General features: G+C 64.4%; 21 protein-coding genes. 8 read left to right on the forward strand and 13 right to left on the reverse strand.

The annotated features are described in order from the left end of the window. Window positions 1-63 precede the first annotated feature (63 nt). Both gloB and NKI59_RS08965 read left to right on the forward strand, forming a co-directional pair. On the forward strand, window positions 64-831 hold the full coding sequence (gloB, locus tag NKI59_RS08960; RefSeq protein ID WP_352703658.1) for a hydroxyacylglutathione hydrolase: 768 nt from the start codon (window positions 64-66) through the stop codon (window positions 829-831). Window positions 832-852: 21 nt separating this feature from the next. Beyond that, a complete protein-coding gene (locus NKI59_RS08965; protein WP_352703660.1) occupies window positions 853-1,281 on the forward strand; it encodes a cupin domain-containing protein in 429 nt (142 codons plus the stop codon). 5 nt (window positions 1,282-1,286) lie between these two features. On the opposite strand, the gene NKI59_RS08970 is transcribed toward NKI59_RS08965, so the two are convergent. From NKI59_RS08970 to NKI59_RS08980, 3 genes are read right to left on the reverse strand one after another with little or no spacing between them, the layout of a single operon-like run. Further along, window positions 1,287-1,955 (reverse strand): lysoplasmalogenase family protein, encoded by a 669-nt coding sequence (locus NKI59_RS08970; protein WP_352703662.1) that lies wholly within the window; start codon window positions 1,953-1,955, stop codon window positions 1,287-1,289. Further along, complete coding sequence (gene yddG / locus NKI59_RS08975) at window positions 1,955-2,842, reverse strand: aromatic amino acid exporter YddG (RefSeq protein ID WP_352703663.1); 888 nt, start codon at window positions 2,840-2,842, stop codon at window positions 1,955-1,957. Before yddG ends, NKI59_RS08970 begins: the two co-directional genes overlap by 1 nt. A gap of 38 nt (window positions 2,843-2,880) precedes the next feature. Further along, complete coding sequence (locus NKI59_RS08980) at window positions 2,881-3,672, reverse strand: DUF3108 domain-containing protein (RefSeq protein WP_352703665.1); 792 nt, start codon at window positions 3,670-3,672, stop codon at window positions 2,881-2,883. A gap of 611 nt (window positions 3,673-4,283) precedes the next feature. On the opposite strand from NKI59_RS08980, the gene rpmB reads away from it, so the two are divergent. The 3 genes from rpmB to NKI59_RS08995 all read left to right on the forward strand — a co-directional run bounded on the left by rpmB (window position 4,284) and on the right by NKI59_RS08995 (window position 6,072). Continuing rightward, window positions 4,284-4,580 carry a 50S ribosomal protein L28 gene (rpmB, locus tag NKI59_RS08985; RefSeq protein ID WP_006328411.1) on the forward strand — a complete coding sequence of 99 codons (297 nt, stop codon included), beginning with the start codon at window positions 4,284-4,286 and terminating at the stop codon, window positions 4,578-4,580. Between the two features lie 81 nt (window positions 4,581-4,661). Beyond that, window positions 4,662-5,342, forward strand: coding sequence for a queuosine precursor transporter (locus NKI59_RS08990; protein ID WP_352703667.1), 681 nt, complete (start codon window positions 4,662-4,664; stop codon window positions 5,340-5,342). A gap of 55 nt (window positions 5,343-5,397) precedes the next feature. Beyond that, window positions 5,398-6,072 (forward strand): spermidine synthase, encoded by a 675-nt coding sequence (locus NKI59_RS08995; RefSeq protein ID WP_352703669.1) that lies wholly within the window; start codon window positions 5,398-5,400, stop codon window positions 6,070-6,072. 57 nt (window positions 6,073-6,129) lie between these two features. Here NKI59_RS08995 and NKI59_RS09000 read toward each other — a convergent pair whose 3' ends face one another. The 6 genes from NKI59_RS09000 to NKI59_RS09025 form a co-directional block, all read right to left on the reverse strand. Continuing rightward, window positions 6,130-6,615, reverse strand: coding sequence for an SRPBCC family protein (locus NKI59_RS09000; protein ID WP_352570584.1), 486 nt, complete (start codon window positions 6,613-6,615; stop codon window positions 6,130-6,132). Continuing rightward, window positions 6,612-6,980, reverse strand: a complete 369-nt coding sequence (locus tag NKI59_RS09005) for an ArsR/SmtB family transcription factor (protein ID WP_352570585.1) — start codon at window positions 6,978-6,980, stop codon at window positions 6,612-6,614. The genes NKI59_RS09000 and NKI59_RS09005 overlap by 4 nt, the downstream gene beginning before the upstream one ends. Before the next feature lie 188 nt (window positions 6,981-7,168). After that, complete coding sequence (locus NKI59_RS09010) at window positions 7,169-8,194, reverse strand: esterase-like activity of phytase family protein (RefSeq protein WP_352703671.1); 1,026 nt, start codon at window positions 8,192-8,194, stop codon at window positions 7,169-7,171. Continuing rightward, the gene (gene cobT / locus NKI59_RS09015; protein WP_352703673.1) at window positions 8,191-10,089 is read right to left on the reverse strand and encodes a cobaltochelatase subunit CobT; all 1,899 of its coding nucleotides are present in this window, start codon (window positions 10,087-10,089) and stop codon (window positions 8,191-8,193) included. Before cobT ends, NKI59_RS09010 begins: the two co-directional genes overlap by 4 nt. 11 nt (window positions 10,090-10,100) lie before the next feature. After that, a complete protein-coding gene (cobS, locus tag NKI59_RS09020; protein ID WP_352451201.1) occupies window positions 10,101-11,087 on the reverse strand; it encodes a cobaltochelatase subunit CobS in 987 nt (328 codons plus the stop codon). Window positions 11,088-11,210: 123 nt separating this feature from the next. After that, entirely contained in the window at window positions 11,211-11,840 is a 630-nt protein-coding gene (locus NKI59_RS09025; protein ID WP_036238769.1) for a J domain-containing protein, read from the reverse strand. A gap of 133 nt (window positions 11,841-11,973) precedes the next feature. Here NKI59_RS09025 and NKI59_RS09030 point away from each other — a divergent pair, with 133 nt between their 5' ends. Then, a complete protein-coding gene (locus NKI59_RS09030; RefSeq protein WP_352703675.1) occupies window positions 11,974-12,276 on the forward strand; it encodes a BolA family protein in 303 nt (100 codons plus the stop codon). 3 nt (window positions 12,277-12,279) lie between these two features. On the opposite strand, the gene NKI59_RS09035 is transcribed toward NKI59_RS09030, so the two are convergent. The 4 genes from NKI59_RS09035 to NKI59_RS09050 form a co-directional block, all read right to left on the reverse strand. Then, window positions 12,280-13,050 carry an alpha/beta hydrolase gene (locus NKI59_RS09035; protein ID WP_352703950.1) on the reverse strand — a complete coding sequence of 257 codons (771 nt, stop codon included), beginning with the start codon at window positions 13,048-13,050 and terminating at the stop codon, window positions 12,280-12,282. Between the two features lie 76 nt (window positions 13,051-13,126). Continuing rightward, the gene (locus NKI59_RS09040; protein ID WP_352703677.1) at window positions 13,127-14,023 is read right to left on the reverse strand and encodes an HlyC/CorC family transporter; all 897 of its coding nucleotides are present in this window, start codon (window positions 14,021-14,023) and stop codon (window positions 13,127-13,129) included. Next, window positions 14,020-15,162 (reverse strand): 3-dehydroquinate synthase, encoded by a 1,143-nt coding sequence (aroB, locus tag NKI59_RS09045; RefSeq protein WP_352703679.1) that lies wholly within the window; start codon window positions 15,160-15,162, stop codon window positions 14,020-14,022. Before aroB ends, NKI59_RS09040 begins: the two co-directional genes overlap by 4 nt. After that, complete coding sequence (locus NKI59_RS09050; protein ID WP_352457618.1) at window positions 15,159-15,761, reverse strand: shikimate kinase; 603 nt, start codon at window positions 15,759-15,761, stop codon at window positions 15,159-15,161. The genes aroB and NKI59_RS09050 overlap by 4 nt, the downstream gene beginning before the upstream one ends. 158 nt (window positions 15,762-15,919) lie before the next feature. Between NKI59_RS09050 and NKI59_RS09055 the strand changes: the two genes are divergently transcribed. Together NKI59_RS09055 and NKI59_RS09060 are read left to right on the forward strand one after the other, a co-directional pair. Beyond that, the gene (locus NKI59_RS09055; RefSeq protein ID WP_023677884.1) at window positions 15,920-16,069 is read left to right on the forward strand and encodes a hypothetical protein; all 150 of its coding nucleotides are present in this window, start codon (window positions 15,920-15,922) and stop codon (window positions 16,067-16,069) included. Beyond that, entirely contained in the window at window positions 16,066-16,983 is a 918-nt protein-coding gene (locus tag NKI59_RS09060) for a site-specific tyrosine recombinase XerD (RefSeq protein WP_352703682.1), read from the forward strand. The genes NKI59_RS09055 and NKI59_RS09060 overlap by 4 nt, the downstream gene beginning before the upstream one ends. Window positions 16,984-17,081 lie beyond the last annotated feature (98 nt).

The following is a 17,081-nucleotide window of genomic DNA, read 5'->3' on the forward strand; positions in this document are numbered from 1 at the left end:
ACAAAGGCAGATGACATCGGCTGGCAGGCGCCCTATGTCTGCGGCAATAAAGGGAGAGATGCAATGCCGGTCGAGATCGAACAATTCATGTGCCGCAGCGACAATTTCGGCGTGCTGGTGCACGACCCGAAAAGCGGTCAGACGGCGCTCATCGATGCGCCCGAGGAGGCGCCGATCCTGGCGGCGATCAAGCGCACCGGCTGGACCCCGACGATGATCCTGACCACTCACCACCATCTCGACCATGTCGAGGCCAATCTGGCGCTGAAGGAGCGTTTCAAGCTGCGCATTGTCGGGCCGAAAGCCGAAAAGGCGAAGATTCCCGGCATCGACGAAACCGTCGAGCAAGGCTCGGTCGTCCATCTCGGCGACGAGCGGATCGAGGTCATCGCCACACCCGGCCATACCGCCGGCCATGTCACCTATCATCTGCCGGCGTCGAAAGTGGCTTTCGCCGCCGACACGCTGTTTGCGCTCGGCTGTGGGCGGCTGCTCGAATGCAAGCCGCCGGTGATGTACGAATCCCTGAAGAAGCTCGCGGCGCTGCCGGCCGAGACGGTCGTCTATTGCGGCCATGAGTATACGCTGGCCAATGCCCGTTTCGCGCTGACCGTCGACCCGACCAATTCGGCGCTGAAAGAGCGCGCCGCCAAGGTCGAGGCGCTGCGCGCCAACGGCAAACCGACGCTGCCGACGACGATCGGCGAGGAACTGTCGACCAATCCGTTCCTGCGCTGGCACGATCCGGCGATCCGCAGGCATCTCGGCCTGGAGAACGCCTCCGACGCCGAAGTGTTCGCCGAGATCCGCAAGCGCAAGGACAATTTCTGAGCGGCGCCAGGAACTAGGATCATGACCAGTTCCGCCGAAATCATCGCCCTGCTCGGCCTGAAGCCGCATCCGGAAGGTGGCTGGTATGCCGAGACCTTTCGCGACGGCGCGGCAGGCGCCCGCGGCCATTCGACAGCGATCTATTTCCTCCTCGAGAAGGACCAATTGTCGGCCTGGCACCGGGTCAGGGACGCGGCCGAGGTCTGGCATTTCTATGACGGTGCGCCGCTGGCGCTGTCGATACATCGAGAAGGCGGTCCCGTCATCGAGGAGATCCTCGGTACCGCGCTTGCCGCAGGCGAGCGGCCGCAGATCGTCGTGCCGGCGGGCTGGTGGCAGTCGGCGCGCAGCCTCGGCGAATGGACCCTGGTCGGCTGCACCGTGGCGCCGGGTTTCGATTTCTCCGCCTTCGAACTCGCCGAACCAGGCTGGCTGCCGGGCACGCCCTAGGCACCTTAGCCCAGCAGGAAACCCAGCGTGATCGCCAGCTGGCCGGCGTAGTACAGCACCCAGACCACATGGCGCATCCAGACGCGGTGCGGCGAGATGGCGGGCAGCAGGAACTTTTCCGCAGCGAGCAGCCCGTCGGACAGCATGAGCAGGACGCCGCCGACGACGACCCAGACGCTGTTCAGGGTGAGCGCCGCAATGCCCATGCCAAGCAGCGCCGCGACATGGATGCCAATCGGCAAACGCAAGGCCGGGCCGATGCGGCGCCAGAGCGCGAAAATCATCGCCAGCGCGAATACGGTCAGCGCCAGCACGATTACTGCTCGCCACGGTTCGGCCAAAAGTTGCCCGACACCGCCGCCGGCGCGCAGGAACAGCACGACGTAAAGCACGTGCGCGGCAAGAAAACTGGCCGTGGCGCCAAGAAATGCCTTCTCGCCGTCGCGCGACAGGAAGGCGTCGCCGACGGCACTGACGCCCAGCGCGGCGACGAGCTGCCATGGGCCGCCCTGCTGCGCGACCAGCACCGCCAGCATCGCCACCGCCAATGTCCTTGCCGCCGACCGCGAAAGACGCGGCCGCATGCCGAGGCTGAACGCGTAAATCACCGCCGCCGCCAGCGAAAATACCAGCGTCGCATTGGCATTGGCATCGATGCCGCTGGGAAACGGCATCAAGCGTTTGCCTCGCTCGTAGCCCTCTTGCGCAGGAACAGCGATTTCGCCGCCAGTGCCGCGCCGCCGGTGATCAGCACGCAGGCGGCGAGGATGCGCCATGACGGCTCGGCGAAGCCGGCTGATATCAGCACCAGGGTGGACAGCAGCGGCGCGGCATAGCTCGCCGCCCCCAGCACCTGGATGTTGCCGCGCTTGACGCCGATGTCCCAGGCATAGAACGCCGCCCCCACCGGCATCAGACCGAGGCCGAGTACGGCCAGCCACTGGCCGGCGCCGTTGGGCAGCACCGTTTCTTCCAGCAACAGATGGCAGACGAGCGAAAGTGCCGCGGTGGCGGCGCAGAACCAGGTGACGATGCTGGTCGGCACCGACGGGAAGCGCCTCGACAACAGCGAATAGGACGACCACAGCACCGCGCAGACGCCGGCCATGGCGTAGCCGAAGGCATAACGCGCGTCGAAGGCAAGCCCGCCGCCCTTGGTGACGATCAGGACCGTGCCGGCAAGGCCAAGCAGCGCGCCGGCGACGTGGTTCCAGGCCAGCCGCTCGCCCGGCATCAGCGCCGACCCCAGCACGATCAGCAGCGGCCACAGATAGGCGATCAGGCTGGCCTCGACGGCCGGCGCATTGCGCAGCGCGGTGAAGTAGAAGAAGTGGTAGCCGAACAGGCCGGCAATGCCGATCACCCAAACCTGGCGCGGTATCTTCGCGGCGCCATCGGCTGCCGGCATGAACAGCCGGGCAACCAGCCCGACGCAAGTGCCGATCGTAAAGGTGATTGCCGAAAGCAGGAACGGCGGCACGGCGCCCGAGGCATCCGTAAGCAGCGCCAGCAGCGCCCACATGGCGACCGCGGAGAAGCCGATCAGTGTTGCGCGCGCCATATCCGTCGCCCCTGCCCGTTGGCGGCGCACCATCACGCCTATTCGTTTGCTTCGAACCGCTCCGCGCTGATCGTCAACGGGCCGATTTGCGTGCTGACCGTGGCGCGGATCGGCGCATATACGCCGCTTTGGCCGACCGGTGCAAACGTCACCATGATGCGGCTGCGTTTCTTCAGGTAATTCAGCGCCTTGCGGTTCTTGCGGTAGCCGGCCACCGGCTCGAAGCCCAGCCTGCAGGTGACCGTATCTCCCTTGTAGCCGGCCACCGAGATCGACCCTTTGGACTCGTAGGTCAGTTTCAGATCGGCACGCATTTCGCCGTCATAGAGCTTCACCGTGCGCCCGCAGACCTGGTCGAGGCTGTCGGCATGGATGACGGTCGCGGCCATCGGATCGAGGACCGATACGAGATCGCCGCCGACCAGCGGTATCCAATTCTCGGGATTGCGCTTCTTCGGCTCAGGCACGACCTTGGTCGAGGTGACGACGCCGTTGGCAAACTGGATGTCGATCATCGATGCCTTCTTGCCGGACGTGTAGTCGGCGTGGAACGCTTGCGGCTGCAACTGCTTGCCCGAAATCTTGCCCTTCGACGAGATCGTGCCTCGCGTATCGTCGAACAAAGTGGCGAGCCCGGCGGCGGAAACGCTGCCCTCGATCGAATAGCTGTCACCCTCGTACTGGCTGGAGAATTTCGCCTTGGCCACGGAGAGGCCGAGGAACGACACCGAATATTCGCCCGTGAAGGATTGCGGCTCAGCGGCCGAAACCGTCGTCGAAAGCGCGACGGCCAACAGCACGACCAGGGCATGGAGGAAAGAACGAGGCATGGCGGGTCCTTGATTGTCGACCGGACGGGCGGCTCCGGTCTGGCATGTCCCTGTGCGACCGCTTATAGGCTGAATTCCGGCCTTAATGTGAAAGGCGCCGTCGGCAGGCAACGTTGGGGCTGGTCGACGGCCAAAATAAAAAACCCGCCTCGGCGGGCGGGTCGTTGGAGCCAATTAGCACCATACCGAAATTAGTAGCATAGCTGCCGGCACAAAGCAAGAACAAAATGTGGCCACCTGGAAAATCGCGACAGGTTTGCGCAGCCCCTCATCGCCCTGCCGGGCACTTCTCCCCGTATAGGGACGGGGAGAAGGTCGCCTTGCAAAGGGTTTCGCCAATTTGCGGAGTTGCAGAAGCGCCGAGCCTGCGGCCAAGCCCCTTCTCCCCGTTACTATACGGGGAGAAGGTGCCGGCAGGCGAATGAGGGGCAGCGCCGGCATCGGTCATCTTTTGATTGATTCCCTTGGCACTAACCAACCCCAAGCTTGACGCATCGGCGAAATGCAACTATGGAACGCCAACTTTTTCCATAAGGCCGCCTGACCGAAACCGCGCGCCACCCGGCGCGGGTCGAATGTTTGGCCAGGACCGAGAACCGAAGGTTAGAACCATGTCCCGCACCTGCGAACTCACTGCCAAGGCAGTCATGTCCGGCAACAATGTGAGCCACGCCAACAACAAGACCAAGCGTCGCTTCCTGCCCAATCTCGTCAATGTGACGCTGATCTCGGAAGCGCTGAACCAGAATGTGCGCCTGCGCATTTCGGCCAACGCGCTGCGTTCGGTCGAGCATCGCGGCGGCCTCGATGCCTTCCTGGCCAAGGCCGATGCCAAGGAATTGTCGCAGCGCGCCCGCCTGTTGAAGAAGCAGATCGCCAAGAAGCTCGCCGAACAGCCGGCCGCCTGAGTTTTTCGGCGGCAGCCGCCTTCCAGGGCGTGATCCGGTTCCGGATCGCGTTCCGCTGGTTCCATTACCCAGGATAAAAAAATGACTTTCCTCTCGCGGTACCTGCCCTTCGTGGCGGCCATGGCGCTCGTCGTCGTGGCTTCGAACATCCTCGTGCAGTTCCCGATGCAGGGTTCAATCGGCGGGTTGTCGCTGGCCGACATCCTGACCTGGGGCGCCTTCACCTATCCGTTCTCATTCCTGGTCACCGATCTCGCCAATCGCCGCTATGGGCCGGCGGTGGCGCGCAGGATCGTTTTTGTCGGCTTCATGACAGCGGTGATCTGCTCGATCGTCATCCCACCGCTGCTGTTTCGCCACGGCCTGATCGAATTCGAGACCGCCGCCGACCGGCTGGTGCGCATTGCCGCGGCGTCGGGCGCCGCCTTCCTCACCGCGCAGTTGCTCGACGTCACCGTGTTCAACCGCCTGCGCCGGCAGAGCTGGTGGCGCGCGCCGATCGTCGGCACACTGGTCGGCTCCGTTTTCGATACGGTGGTGTTTTTCACCGTCGCCTTTGCGGCGGCTTTCGCCTTCGCCGGGCCGAATGACGGCTTTGCGCTGGAAACCGCACCGCTGATGGGCGTGCTGCCGGTCGAGACGATGCGCTGGGTCTCCTGGGCGCTCGGCGATCTCAGCGTCAAGCTGATCATAGCGGTGGTGGCGCTGATCCCCTACCGGCTGCTTGCCGCCCGCTGGAGCCAGCCGGCACTGGCAGCATGATCCCGAAAAGTGGGAACCGGTTTTCGGACAAGATCATGCTCAAAGACTATCGAGCATGATCCCCTGGCTTCAACTGGACTCGGCAAAAACGCCTGACGGCGGACAGGAACTCCGCCTGAAACGGCGCGGCGGCGAATTCTCGATCATGCTTGGCGCGAACGAGCTGATGAACAGCCGGCTCAGCGGTTCCGAAGAGGCGCTGGCGAAACTGTCCTGTCAAAGGATTGCCGGCCGCCGGACCCCAAACATCCTGATCGGCGGCCTCGGCATGGGCTTTACCTTGCGCGCGGCGCTGGCCGAGCTCGGCGACGATGCGCAGGTCGCCGTTGCCGAACTGGTGCCGGCGGTCGTGATTTGGGCGCGCGGCCCGATGGCCGAGCTGTTCGGCGGCTGCCTTGATGACCGGCGCGTCAGCATTCGTGAGACCGATGTCGGTCAGCTCATCCGTTCGCAAGCATCGGCCTGGGACGCGATCCTGCTCGATGTCGACAACGGCCCCGAGGGCATCGTCTACAAGGCCAACGATGCGCTCTACAGCGCAGCCGGCCTGATCAGCGCGAGAGCAGCTCTCAAGCCCGGCGGTGTGCTGGCGGTCTGGTCGCAGGGCCCTGACGCAGGTTTCACCCGAAGGCTCAAGCAGGCCGGCTTCACGGTCGAGGAGGTCAAGGCGCGGGCTCACGGCAAGCGCGGCGCCCGTCACGTCGTCTGGCTCGCGAGCAAGGGGCAATAGGCCACCTCGCAATCCGGGCGGGCCTTGTTGGACGCTGCCCGGTACGCCCACGGACCTCTACTTCGCCTTCTGAAGCTCGGCGGCAAGTGCCTGCAGCAGCCCGCGCGTGCCCTCCTCGCGCCCTTGCGCTGAATCGACGCCATCGAAGAACGCACCCTGTTCGGTATAGGTCAGGCGGGTGCCCTCGCCGGAAGGTGCAAGCTCGACCGTGGTGAGCGACGCCGACAGCGGCTGCGCCCCGACCGCCATCCGGTATGAAAATACGATGCGCCGGTCAGGGACGATGTCCTGGAACTGCGCATCGAGCCTGATCTCCGGGCCGCCCTGGTAGCTGAACCGCGAAACCTCGCCGCCGCCGACACGGAAATCGAAGGTGAATTCGGCGATGGTGAAGCCGTCGCCTTCGACGCGCCAGCGCCGCACCGTCGCCTTGTCGGCAAAGGCGAAGAAGACGCGCTCGGGCGATTGCGGATAGGTCCGCTCGATCGTGAAGGTCGAATGGATGACGGAGTGCTCGTCGTTAACAGGGGCAATCTGGTTCATTTCTTTTCGTCCTTTTCCTGCTCGTGGATTGTTGCTTTCGATTGGTCAGTCTCCGCCAGGATCTGGCCGAGACGGTCGAGCTGGCGTTCGGCCGGCGTACGGCGCGCGGCGATCCAGTCGGCAAGCGGGGCTAGCCCGCCGGGCTCGATCCGGCAGGTGCGCACGCGCCCGATCTTTTCGCTGCGGATCAGCCCGCACGCTTCAAGCACCTGGAGGTGCTGGAGCACGGCGGCGAAGGTCATGCCGAACGGCTCCGCCAACTGGCTGACGGTGGCCGGCCCGCGGCTCAGCCTTTCCAGGATTGCCCGGCGCGTCGGCTCGGCAAGAGCCCGCAGGATGCTGTCGATCTCGGAATACTTAAGCATGGACTTGAGTATTTCGCCGATGACACAAATTGTCAAGTCACGGCTAAAGTATTTTTGCTGATGGTGAGAGCCGGCTGGAAAACCCGCGACGCGGGTCATTGCCAGGGGAAATTGCAAGGGAAATTGCCTGCGTTGCAAAACGGCGCGGAAACGCCAGCGATGCTGTCAGCCAGCAGGCCGGTCGCGCGTCAATCCTCGTGCAGCACAAATTCCAGGTAAAGATTGCGCTGCAGGATCGAGTGGTTGTCGTCGGACATCAGCGACACGATCAGCGCGCCATCGTCGCGGGTCCAGACGTCGAGCGCTTCCATGTTGTCGATCTGGTAGCCCATGTCGGCTTCGAGCAGCACCGGCCCGTCGGCGACGGCGCCCTTCTCGACGCTTTCGCCATATATGCGCCGCAGCCGCATCTTGACGCCGCCGGCCATCGAAAAACTGCGCTCCAGAAGCAACAGGTCGCCGTCCGGCAGGAAGGCGCCGTCGGTGATGTCGAAATCGCCATTGCGCTTGATGGTGAAGACGCCCTTGCGCGGCCCTTCGATGATCGCGGCAAAGATGTTGCCGGTCTTGTCGAGGCTCTTTTCCGACACCACGACCAGCCCGCCCGCGTGCTGCCCGTAAGGATGGGCGCGGGTGACGGTCTCGAAGCCGCGATTGCGGCGGAGTTCCCAGGCCGGAATCAGGAAGTCCAACTGCTTGAACGGCGCCTTCATGTCGTCCGGATCGATCTTGAACTCTGCGATGCGGTGATCGCGCTCGAAACCGACTGTGGCAATACCGTCCTTGACCGCGAGGCCTTCGGCATCGACCACCCATTTCTCGTCGATCGGCTGGCCGGCCGCATCGACCATCTGCTGCATGCGAAAATTCTGGATGCCGGAAGGCCGCTTCTCGGCATCGTGAACGAGGGTGCCGAAGAACCAGAAACCGGTGTCGGCGACGCCGATGAAATCGCTGCCTGGCTTGAGGAACCGAAGCGCCGACAGCGCGCCGAAATCGCGCGTCGGCGAGGTCATTTCGAGCCCGCCGACGAATTCGAGCGGCCCGAACTGTTTTTCGTCATTGCCGATGCGAAACTGGGTTATGGGCCGGGCCGAGATTTCGGCCGGCTCGACCGAGGCCGGCCCGGCAGCGACAGCCGGGGCCAAAATGATGCCGAACAACGCAATGGCGGCCAAAAGCTTCTGCCAAAAGCCGCCGCGGGAAAAAATCATCCGGCGCGCCGCATGCCGCCGCGCCGCGTGTCGCGCACGGTTTCCTCGGCGAACAGCGAGGCCAGCTGCTCGGTCATGGCGCCGGCCAATTCTTCGGCATCGACGATGGTGACGGCGCGGCGATAGTAGCGGGTGACGTCGTGGCCGATGCCGATGGCCAAAAGCTCGACCGGCGAGCGCGTCTCGATGAGCTCGATGATGGCGCGCAGATGCCGCTCGAGATAATTGCCCGGATTGACCGACAGCGTCGAATCGTCGACCGGCGCGCCGTCCGAGATCATCATCAGGATCTTGCGCTGCTCCGGCCGCGCGATCAGCCGGTTGTGCGCCCACAGCAGCGCCTCGCCGTCGATGTTTTCCTTGAGCAGGCCCTCGCGCATCATCAGGCCGAGGTTGCGGCGCGCCCGCCGCCACGGATGGTCGGCGGATTTGTAGATGATGTGGCGCAGATCGTTGAGCCGGCCGGGGTTCGGCGGCTTGCCTTCCTTCAGCCATTTCTCGCGCGCCTGTCCGCCCTTCCAGGCGCGGGTGGTGAAGCCGAGGATTTCGACCGAGACGCCGCAGCGTTCCAGCGTGCGCGCCAGGATGTCGGCGCAGGTGGCGGCGACGGTGATCGGCCGGCCGCGCATCGAGCCCGAATTGTCGAGCACCAGCGACACCACCGTGTCGCGGAATTTGGTATCGCGCTCCTGCTTGAAGGACAAAGGCTGCATCGGGTCGATGACGACGCGCACCAGCCGCGCCGGATCGAGATAGCCTTCTTCGAGGTCGAAATCCCAGGAGCGGTTCTGCTGCGCCATCAGGCGGCGCTGCAGCCGGTTGGCCAGCCGCCCGACGACGCCGGAAAGGTTGGCGAGCTGCTTGTCGAGGAAGGCGCGCAGCCGGTCGAGCTCCTCCTCCTCGCACAGTTCCTCCGCACCTACGGTCTCGTCGAAGGCCGTGGTGAAGACCTTGTAGTCGATCTCTTTCGGCAGATTGGTGAAGGGATTGTCGTTGCGGCGCGCCTCGCCGGGCGTCTCCGCATCGGCGTCGTCATCGTCGGAGAGATCCTCGGCGGTGGCGTCGGAGGCCTCTGTCTCGGCCGATTGCTCGTCGTCCGACGATGCCTCTGTATCCTCGGACTGCGACTGCTCGGAGCCCGAATCGTCTTCGCCGCCCTCCTCGCTCTGCTCCTCGCCTTGCGGCTGGTTTTCGTCGTTGTCTTCGGAGTCTTCCGTCTCCTGGTCATCGCCGAGCTCCTCGGCCATTTCCATGGAGGCGAGCATCTCGCGCACCACGCGGGCGAACGCCTGCTGGTCATCGAGCTTTGCCGACAGCCCGTCGAGGTCGGCGCTGGCCTTTTCCTCGACCCAGGGCCGCCAGAGATCGACCAGCCGTTCGCCGCTCTTCGGCACAGCGCGGCCGGTCAGTTTTTCGCGCACCATCAGCGCCAGCGCCTCCTCGATCGGCGCGTCGGCCTTGTCCTTGACGTCGACGAGGTTGGCCCTGGCGTATTTGTCCTCCAGCATCGAGCCGATATTGTCGGCGACGCCCTGCATGGCGCGGCTGCCGATCGCCTCCACCCGGGCCTGCTCGACCGCGTCATAGATGGCGCGCGCCTGCTTGCCTTCCGGCGCCAGCCTGGTGTGGATGCGCGCATCGTGGCAGGCGCGCTTCAGCGCCATGGAATCGCCGAGCCCGCGGGTGATGGCGATGTCCGCCTTCGATGCCTTCTTCGGCAATTCCGGCAGCCGGGCGCGGCTGCCGGCCAGTGCCGGCCGATCCTTGGCGAAGCCGACCTCGAGATCCTTGTCGCCGGCAATGGCGCGCATGCAGACGGTGACGGCGCGCTTGAAGCTGTCGTTCTCAGCGCCGGTCTTGGATTTGTTTCGCGTGTTGTCGCCCGGACCCGCCATCGAGACTCTGCTTAGCCCAGCACCACATTCGCCGCCGATTCCGGCAGATCTTCGCCGAAGGCGCGCTGGTAGAATTCGGCGACGAGCGAGCGTTCCAGCTCGTCGCATTTGTTGAGGAAGGTCAGCCGGAACGCCATGCCGATATTGCCGAAGATTTCGGCATTCTCGGCCCAGGTGATAACGGTACGCGGGCTCATCACCGTCGACAAATCGCCGTTGATGAAGGCCGAGCGCGTCATGTCGGCGACGCGCACCATCTTGTTGACGATCTCCTTGCCCTTGCCATCGCGATAGTGCTTGGCCTTGGCCAGCACGATGTTCACCTCATTGTCGTGCGGGAGGTAGTTCAGCGTGGTGACGATCGACCAGCGGTCCATCTGCGCCTGGTTGATCTGCTGGGTGCCGTGGTAGAGGCCGGTGGTGTCGCCAAGCCCAACCGTGTTGGCGGTCGAAAACAGCCGGAAGGCCGGGTGCGGGCGGATGACCCGGCTCTGGTCGAGCAGCGTCAGCCGGCCCGACGATTCCAGCACGCGCTGGATGACGAACATCACGTCCGGGCGGCCGGCATCGTACTCGTCGAAGCACAGCGCGACATTGTGCTGATAGGCCCAGGGCAGGATGCCGTCGCGGAATTCGGTGATCTGCAGCCCGTCCTTGACCACGATGGCGTCCTTGCCGACGAGGTCGATACGGCTGACATGGCTATCGAGATTGACACGCACGCAGGGCCAGTTGAGGCGGGCGGCGACCTGCTCGATATGCGTCGACTTGCCGGTGCCGTGATAGCCCGACACCATGACGCGGCGATTGTAGGCAAAGCCGGCGAGGATCGCCATGGTCGTGTTCTTGTCGAACAGGTAGTCCGGATCGATGTCGGGGACATGCTCGCTCGTCACCGCATAGGCCGGCACCACCATCTTGGAGTCGAAGCCGAATGTCTCCTTCACCGACACCGTGGTGTCGGGCAGGTTGGCGATGTCGCGATCGACCTTGTTCATCTCTATCAACGTCTCCACAAGCGAAACGCCGCGTTTCGCCGGCAATCGATTTTGTTCGGGGGCGGTCTTAGAGCCTTTTCCAACCTTATGAAAGTTGGAAAACGACACGAACCGTAAGGTCGCTCAGCACAAACCTGCCTGCTTGAGCACGCGATACGCCTGGAGCACATCGCGGAACCGGTCTTCCGAACCTCTGTCGCCGCCATTCGCATCCGGGTGGTGGCGTTTCACAAGTTCCTTATAGCGCGCCTTGATATCCTTGCCAGTTGCCTTTGTATCAAGGCCAAGCGTTTCCAGTGCCTTGGCCTCAAGCGGCTTGGCCTTGCGCTCGCGTGCTTCGCGCGGGTCCTTCGGGCCTTTGAACAGGTCGAACGGATCGCGCATGCGATTGTAGTAGCCGGCGCGACCGGAGCGCGCCTGGGCAAAGTCCGGCGAGGAGCGGGTCGAGGCGCCGTTGACGCCCATTTTCCAGGTCGGCCGATGGCCGGTCATGGCTTCCTTCTGGAAGCGGGCGATCTCGGTGTCGGGAACGCCCGAGAAATAATTGAAGCCTTTGTTGTACTCGCGCACATGGTCGAAGCAGAACTGGAAATACTCGCCTTCCTTCATCCGTCCGACCGGGGCACGGTGGGTACCGGCCTCCTTGCAGCCATCCCACTGGCAGATCGGCGAACGCGACTTCAGCTCCGCGTCCTTCTCCGGGCGGATGCGAATCTTCTCGAAATATTTTGGGTACGGCTTCATCTCACCCATTTATGGGCTGTTCGCGGATGCGAAACAAGAATTGACATTTTCGCGATGATCGCCCTAACCGCTGAATCGCGGCATAAAACCGGCGAATTGCGAATTTTGTGCGATGACATAGATGTGGTGAAGGGAAGCGGCGATGTCCATACAGGCAACGATGGAAGATAAGCTGAAAAAGGCGTTTTCGCCGGAACGGCTGGACGTCATCAACGAAAGCCATCTCCATGCCGGGCATCATCATGTGGATTCCGGCCATCACGCCACCTTCGACGGCACTGGCGAGACGCATTTCCGCGTCCGCATCGTCGCGCCAGCCTTTGTCGGCATGAGCCGCGTCGAGCGTCACCGCGCAGTCAACGATCTGCTGGCCGAGGAGTTGAAATCCGGCGTCCACGCCCTGGCAATCGAGCCGGTGGCGCCCGGTGAAAAGACCCGCTGGTAAATTTCAGCCGAGGCTCGCCCTCAGGAAGGCCATCACCGCTGCGGTCAATGCATCGCCTTCGGTGCCGAAGTCGCGATTGATCGACATGTGCGAATAGGCGCTGCCGTCGAACAGTGTGACCCTGGTTCCGGTGGCGCGCAGACGCCCGGCGAAGGCCTGCGCGTCCGCCGCGCGGGCTTTCGCCCGCGAATGGGCGATGAAGGTCGGCGGGTGCTTGCGGCCTTCCACATAGGTGACAGGCGACAGCGCGCGCCACTGCGCTGGATCGGGAAAGGCGCGGGCATAGACCCCTGCCATGCCGCCGCTTCTGGCCAGCGCCTCCAGATCGTAGGCCCTGGTGTCGTCGAGAACCAGCGCCGCGACGCCGGGCAGGCCGCCGCGCAGCCCGGTCAATGCGACGAGATGGCAGCCGGCCGAATGGCCCATGGCGACGATCCGGTCCGGATCGCCGCCATGCCTGGCGATGTTGGCGCGGACGTAACGATAGGCCAGTTCGACATCTGCCGCCTGGGTGGCGACGTCGGCTTCAGGCAGCATCCGGTAGTCGATCGAGACGAAGCCGAAGCCATTGTCGAGCAGGAAACCAGGCTTGGAATTGACATTGTTGCGGTTGCCGACCCGCCAGGCGCCGCCATGGACGAAGAAGACGACCGGCAGGCCGCTTGCGCCATCGCGGGAATAGATGTCGAGCCTGGCCGGCCCATAGTCGAAGGTTTCGGGCGACGGCGAACGCAGCCGCAATGCCGCCGCCTGTCCCGGCAGCAGCGCCGCCATCGACGCAAGAACCAGGCTTCGCCGATCGATCGTCACCAACTCCTGACTGCCCACGGCTGCCACAAGGTGCGCACTGTCATTCTCCAAGCATCGCCGGCTTGATCCTCAGCCGCGCGATACGGTTCTTGTCGCGCTTCATGACGACGAAGCGCTTGCCGTGAAACGTAAAGGCCTGCTTTTCGTCCGGGATCGACTGCGCCTCGTGGATGACAAGGCCGGCGATGGTGGTGGCTTCCTCGTCCGGCAGGTTCCAGTCGAGCGCCCGGTTAAGGTCGCGGATCGGCACCGTGCCGTCGACGACGACGGAGCCGTCGGCCTCCTGCTTGACGCCCTGGATGTCGATGTCGTGCTCGTCGGCGATCTCGCCGACGATCTCCTCGATGATGTCTTCCAGCGTCACCAGCCCTTCGACCTCGCCATATTCGTCGACGACGATGGCGAAATGCGCCTTGCGGCGCAGGAAGGCATTGAGCTGCTCCTGCAGCGTCGTGGTGTCGGGCACGAACCACGGTTTCGACGCGATCTTCATCACGTCGATCCTGGAAAAATCGTTGCCGACCTCGTTCAGCGCGCGCAGCAGATCCTTCGCGTGCAGCACGCCGACAATGTTGTCGAGCGAACCCTTCCATAACGGCATGCGGGTGTGCGGGCTCTGCAGGATCTCGCGAACCACCGCTTCGGGCGGGTCGTCGGCGTTGACGGAGCGCATATTCGTGCGGTGGACCATGACGTCCGACACTTCGAGCTCCTCGAGGTCGAACAGGCCGCCGATGCGGGCGCGGTCCTCGCGCACCACCTGGCCGTCGCGGCGGAAATCGTCGACGGCGCCGCGCAGTTCGTCGCGCGCAGAGCGCTGCGGCTCGATGCGTTGCAGCTCGTAGCCGAAGGCGGCGAGCAGGCGCCGGCGCAAGACGAAGCCCAGCAGGCCGAGGCCGGCGAGCACGGCAGCCGCGATCCAGCCGGCCTGGCTCATCCCGGGCGGCTTTCCTGCCGACCCGGATGGTTCTCCCGGAGGAACGCCAGCACTTCCGAGGCCGGCACATCCCGGGCGATAAAGGCCTGGCCGATGCCGCGCGTCAGGATGAAGGTCAGCGCGCCGCGCGACACCTTCTTGTCCTGGGTGATGAAGGAGAACAGCGTCTCGGCGTCGGGCAGTTCGCCTGGAATGTCGGCCATGCGCCAGGGCAGACCGACGGCGCGAAGATGCGCCTCGACACGCGCCGCGTCGTCGGGGCTCGCCAAATTGAGCCTTGACGAAAAGCGGTGCGCCAGCGCCATGCCGATGGCGACGCCCTCGCCATGCACGAGCCTTGCGCCGTCATAGCCGGTCGCCGCCTCCAGCGCATGACCGAAGGTGTGGCCGAGATTGAGCAACGCGCGGTCGCCGGTCTCGAACTCGTCGCGGGCAACGACGTCGGCCTTGGCACGACAGGCCTCGGCGATGGCCGCAGCCCGCTCCGGCCCGCCGGCAAACACTTGACGCCAGTTTTCTTCCAGCCAGGCGAAAAACTCGGGCCGGTCGATCAGCCCGTATTTGGCCAGTTCGGCATAGCCGGCGCGAAATTCGCGGATCGGCAGCGTGTCGAGCACTTCGGTGTCGGCCAGCACCAGCCTGGGCTGGTGGAACACCCCGACCAGGTTCTTGCCGCGCTTGCTGTTGATGCCGGTCTTGCCGCCGACGGAGGAATCGACCTGCGCCAGCAGCGAGGTCGGAACCTGCACGAAGTTCATGCCGCGCCGCGCGATGCCGGCGGCAAAGCCGGCGAGGTCGCCGACGACGCCGCCGCCGAGCGCGATGACGACGTCGCCGCGCTCCAGCTTGGCGGCCAGCACGCCGTCGACCACCTCTTCGAGATGCGCAAAGCTCTTGGTCTTTTCGCCTGGCGGCAACGTGATGACGGCATGTTGGATGCCACCGCTTGCCAGGCCGGCCGCAAGCGTCGCGAGATGCGCGGCCGCAACGTTTTCGTCGGTGACGACCGCCGCCCGCGTCCCCGGCAGACAGCGCGAAATCTCGGCGCCGGCGCGTGACAGCAGGCCGGGACCGATCAAAATATCGTAGGCACGCTCGCCAAGCCCGACTTCGACAGAGACCGTTGCATCAGCGCTCACGACCGCACCTCGTCAATGTCGGCAACGCCGAGATGGCCGCGCAGCGCGTCCACCACTTCGGCGGCAATGATCTCCTTGCGGTCGTCGCGGGTCGGCACGACGACGTCGGCCGCGGCATAAACCGGGTAGCGTTCCGCCATCAGCCGTTCCAGCACGGCGCGCGGATCGGCGCTTTTCAGCAGCGGCCGGTTCTGCTTCTTGGAAACGCGCTCCATCAACAGGTCGATCTCGGCCTTCAGCCAAACCGACACGCCATGGCTGGCGATCGCCTCGCGCGTCTGCGCGTTCATGAAGGCGCCGCCGCCGGTCGACAGCACCTGCGGCCCGTGCTCCAGCACACGCAGGATGACGCGCTGCTCCAGTGCCCGGAACTCCGCCTCGCCATAGCGCTCGAACAGGTCCGGGACGCTCATGCGCGAAACAGTTTCGATCTCCTGGTCGCTGTCGATGAAGGGCAGTGCCAGCATCGCCGCCACCTTGCGGCCGATCGCCGTCTTGCCGGCGCCCATCAGCCCGACAAAGACGATGGAACGGCCGCCCAGCCGGCCGAGCAGCGCGGCATGGCTCTCGCCCGGAGGATTTGCTGGTAGCGCGTTCATGCTTCTAGGGCCTCTTTGGCGGCGTATCGACATCAAAAGCCTGTTTGCGTCAAGCGCGGCGCAACCGGGACTATGGGCTTCACCCTTGAATTGGCCGGATTGGCGTCTCATAAGGGCACAGGGTTGGAAATGCAGAATAAGACGACGGGCGAAAATTAATGCCAACACTGTTTCGCTTTGTCGTGACGCTCGCGATTCTGGCCGGCATTGTCTATGGCGCGATGTTCGCCCTGGTCATGTTCGTCGAGCCGAGAAAGGCGGAAATGAGCGTGCGTATCCCTCCGGAAAAGCTCAATCCCAAAAAATGAACAGCGCCGCCCGCATCGAAGCTTTCCTGGAGATGATGAGCGCCGAGCGCGGCGCCGCCGAAAACACGCTTTCCTCCTATCGCCGCGACCTCGAAGACGCTTCCGCCGGGATCGGCGGTGGGCTTGCCGCTGCCACCAGCGCCGACATCCGTGCCTATCTCGACGACATCGCCGCGCGCGGCTTTGCCGCCACCTCGCAGGCGCGCAAATTGTCGGCGATCCGGCAGTTCTTCAAGTTCCTCTACGCCGAAGGCCTGCGGGGTGACGATCCGACCGGCACGCTGGACAGTCCGAGGAAAGGCCGGCCGCTGCCTAAGACGATGAGCGAGGCCGATACCGGCCGGCTGCTCGACCGCGCGGCGCAGGAGGCGGTGGACCCCTCCATGCATGACGGCGACAGGCTGGCGGCGCTGCGCCTGCACGCGCTGGTCGAGGTGCTCTACGCCACCGGCTTGCGCGTTTCGGAGCTGGTCGGCCTTCCCGTGACGGTGGCACAACGCGACGACCGCTTCTTCATGGTCCGCGGCAAGGGCAACAAGGAACGCATGGTGCCGCTGTCGGCCAAGGCGCGCACCGCGATGCGGACATGGCTTGCTGCACGGGGGGCGGTGCCGGCTCTTGCCGACAGCCCGTTCCTGTTTCCGGCTGCCTCCGACAGCGGCTATCTCTCGAGACAGGTCTTTGCCCGCGAGCTGAAAGGGCTTGCCGCGCGGGCCGGCATTGCCACGGCGAAGATATCGCCGCATGTGCTGCGCCATGCTTTCGCCAGCCATCTCCTGCAGAACGGCGCCGATCTCAGGGCCGTGCAGCAGCTGCTCGGCCATGCCGATATTTCAACGACGCAGATATACACGCATGTGCTGGAGGAGCGGCTGGTGCGTCTGGTCAACGATCATCATCCGCTTGCCGACTAGGCGTCATGTCGCTATGTGAGAACGACGTTCCACCGCGCCCAGCCTGCATTTTCAGGCTTGCGTCAGTCATTGCCTTCCGACTTGCCGGTCCGCCCAAG

Source organism: Mesorhizobium sp. M0598 (assembly GCF_040320865.1).
GTDB lineage: Bacteria > Pseudomonadota > Alphaproteobacteria > Rhizobiales > Rhizobiaceae > Mesorhizobium.

What these genes read in the sequence shown, in the direction of transcription:
- NKI59_RS08980 (WP_352703665.1), bottom strand. Translation starts at nt 3,672, where the DNA reads ATGCCTCGTTCTTTCCTCCATGCCCTGGTCGTGCTGTTGGCCGTCGCG.
- NKI59_RS09030 (WP_352703675.1), top strand. Translation starts at nt 11,974, where the DNA reads ATGTCCATACAGGCAACGATGGAAGATAAGCTGAAAAAGGCGTTTTCG.
- NKI59_RS09010 (WP_352703671.1), bottom strand. Translation starts at nt 8,194, where the DNA reads ATGATTTTTTCCCGCGGCGGCTTTTGGCAGAAGCTTTTGGCCGCCATT.
- yddG (WP_352703663.1), bottom strand. Translation starts at nt 2,842, where the DNA reads ATGGCGCGCGCAACACTGATCGGCTTCTCCGCGGTCGCCATGTGGGCG.
- NKI59_RS08970 (WP_352703662.1), bottom strand. Translation starts at nt 1,955, where the DNA reads ATGCCGTTTCCCAGCGGCATCGATGCCAATGCCAATGCGACGCTGGTA.
- NKI59_RS09000 (WP_352570584.1), bottom strand. Translation starts at nt 6,615, where the DNA reads ATGAACCAGATTGCCCCTGTTAACGACGAGCACTCCGTCATCCATTCG.
- NKI59_RS09040 (WP_352703677.1), bottom strand. Translation starts at nt 14,023, where the DNA reads ATGAGCCAGGCCGGCTGGATCGCGGCTGCCGTGCTCGCCGGCCTCGGC.
- cobS (WP_352451201.1), bottom strand. Translation starts at nt 11,087, where the DNA reads ATGAACAAGGTCGATCGCGACATCGCCAACCTGCCCGACACCACGGTG.
- cobT (WP_352703673.1), bottom strand. Translation starts at nt 10,089, where the DNA reads ATGGCGGGTCCGGGCGACAACACGCGAAACAAATCCAAGACCGGCGCT.
- NKI59_RS09025 (WP_036238769.1), bottom strand. Translation starts at nt 11,840, where the DNA reads ATGGGTGAGATGAAGCCGTACCCAAAATATTTCGAGAAGATTCGCATC.
- NKI59_RS08995 (WP_352703669.1), top strand. Translation starts at nt 5,398, where the DNA reads ATGATCCCCTGGCTTCAACTGGACTCGGCAAAAACGCCTGACGGCGGA.
- NKI59_RS08990 (WP_352703667.1), top strand. Translation starts at nt 4,662, where the DNA reads ATGACTTTCCTCTCGCGGTACCTGCCCTTCGTGGCGGCCATGGCGCTC.
- rpmB (WP_006328411.1), top strand. Translation starts at nt 4,284, where the DNA reads ATGTCCCGCACCTGCGAACTCACTGCCAAGGCAGTCATGTCCGGCAAC.
- NKI59_RS09050 (WP_352457618.1), bottom strand. Translation starts at nt 15,761, where the DNA reads ATGAACGCGCTACCAGCAAATCCTCCGGGCGAGAGCCATGCCGCGCTG.
- NKI59_RS09060 (WP_352703682.1), top strand. Translation starts at nt 16,066, where the DNA reads ATGAACAGCGCCGCCCGCATCGAAGCTTTCCTGGAGATGATGAGCGCC.
- NKI59_RS09005 (WP_352570585.1), bottom strand. Translation starts at nt 6,980, where the DNA reads ATGCTTAAGTATTCCGAGATCGACAGCATCCTGCGGGCTCTTGCCGAG.
- NKI59_RS09035 (WP_352703950.1), bottom strand. Translation starts at nt 13,050, where the DNA reads ATGGCGGCGCTGCTGCCGGGACAGGCGGCGGCATTGCGGCTGCGTTCG.
- NKI59_RS08965 (WP_352703660.1), top strand. Translation starts at nt 853, where the DNA reads ATGACCAGTTCCGCCGAAATCATCGCCCTGCTCGGCCTGAAGCCGCAT.
- NKI59_RS09055 (WP_023677884.1), top strand. Translation starts at nt 15,920, where the DNA reads ATGCCAACACTGTTTCGCTTTGTCGTGACGCTCGCGATTCTGGCCGGC.
- gloB (WP_352703658.1), top strand. Translation starts at nt 64, where the DNA reads ATGCCGGTCGAGATCGAACAATTCATGTGCCGCAGCGACAATTTCGGC.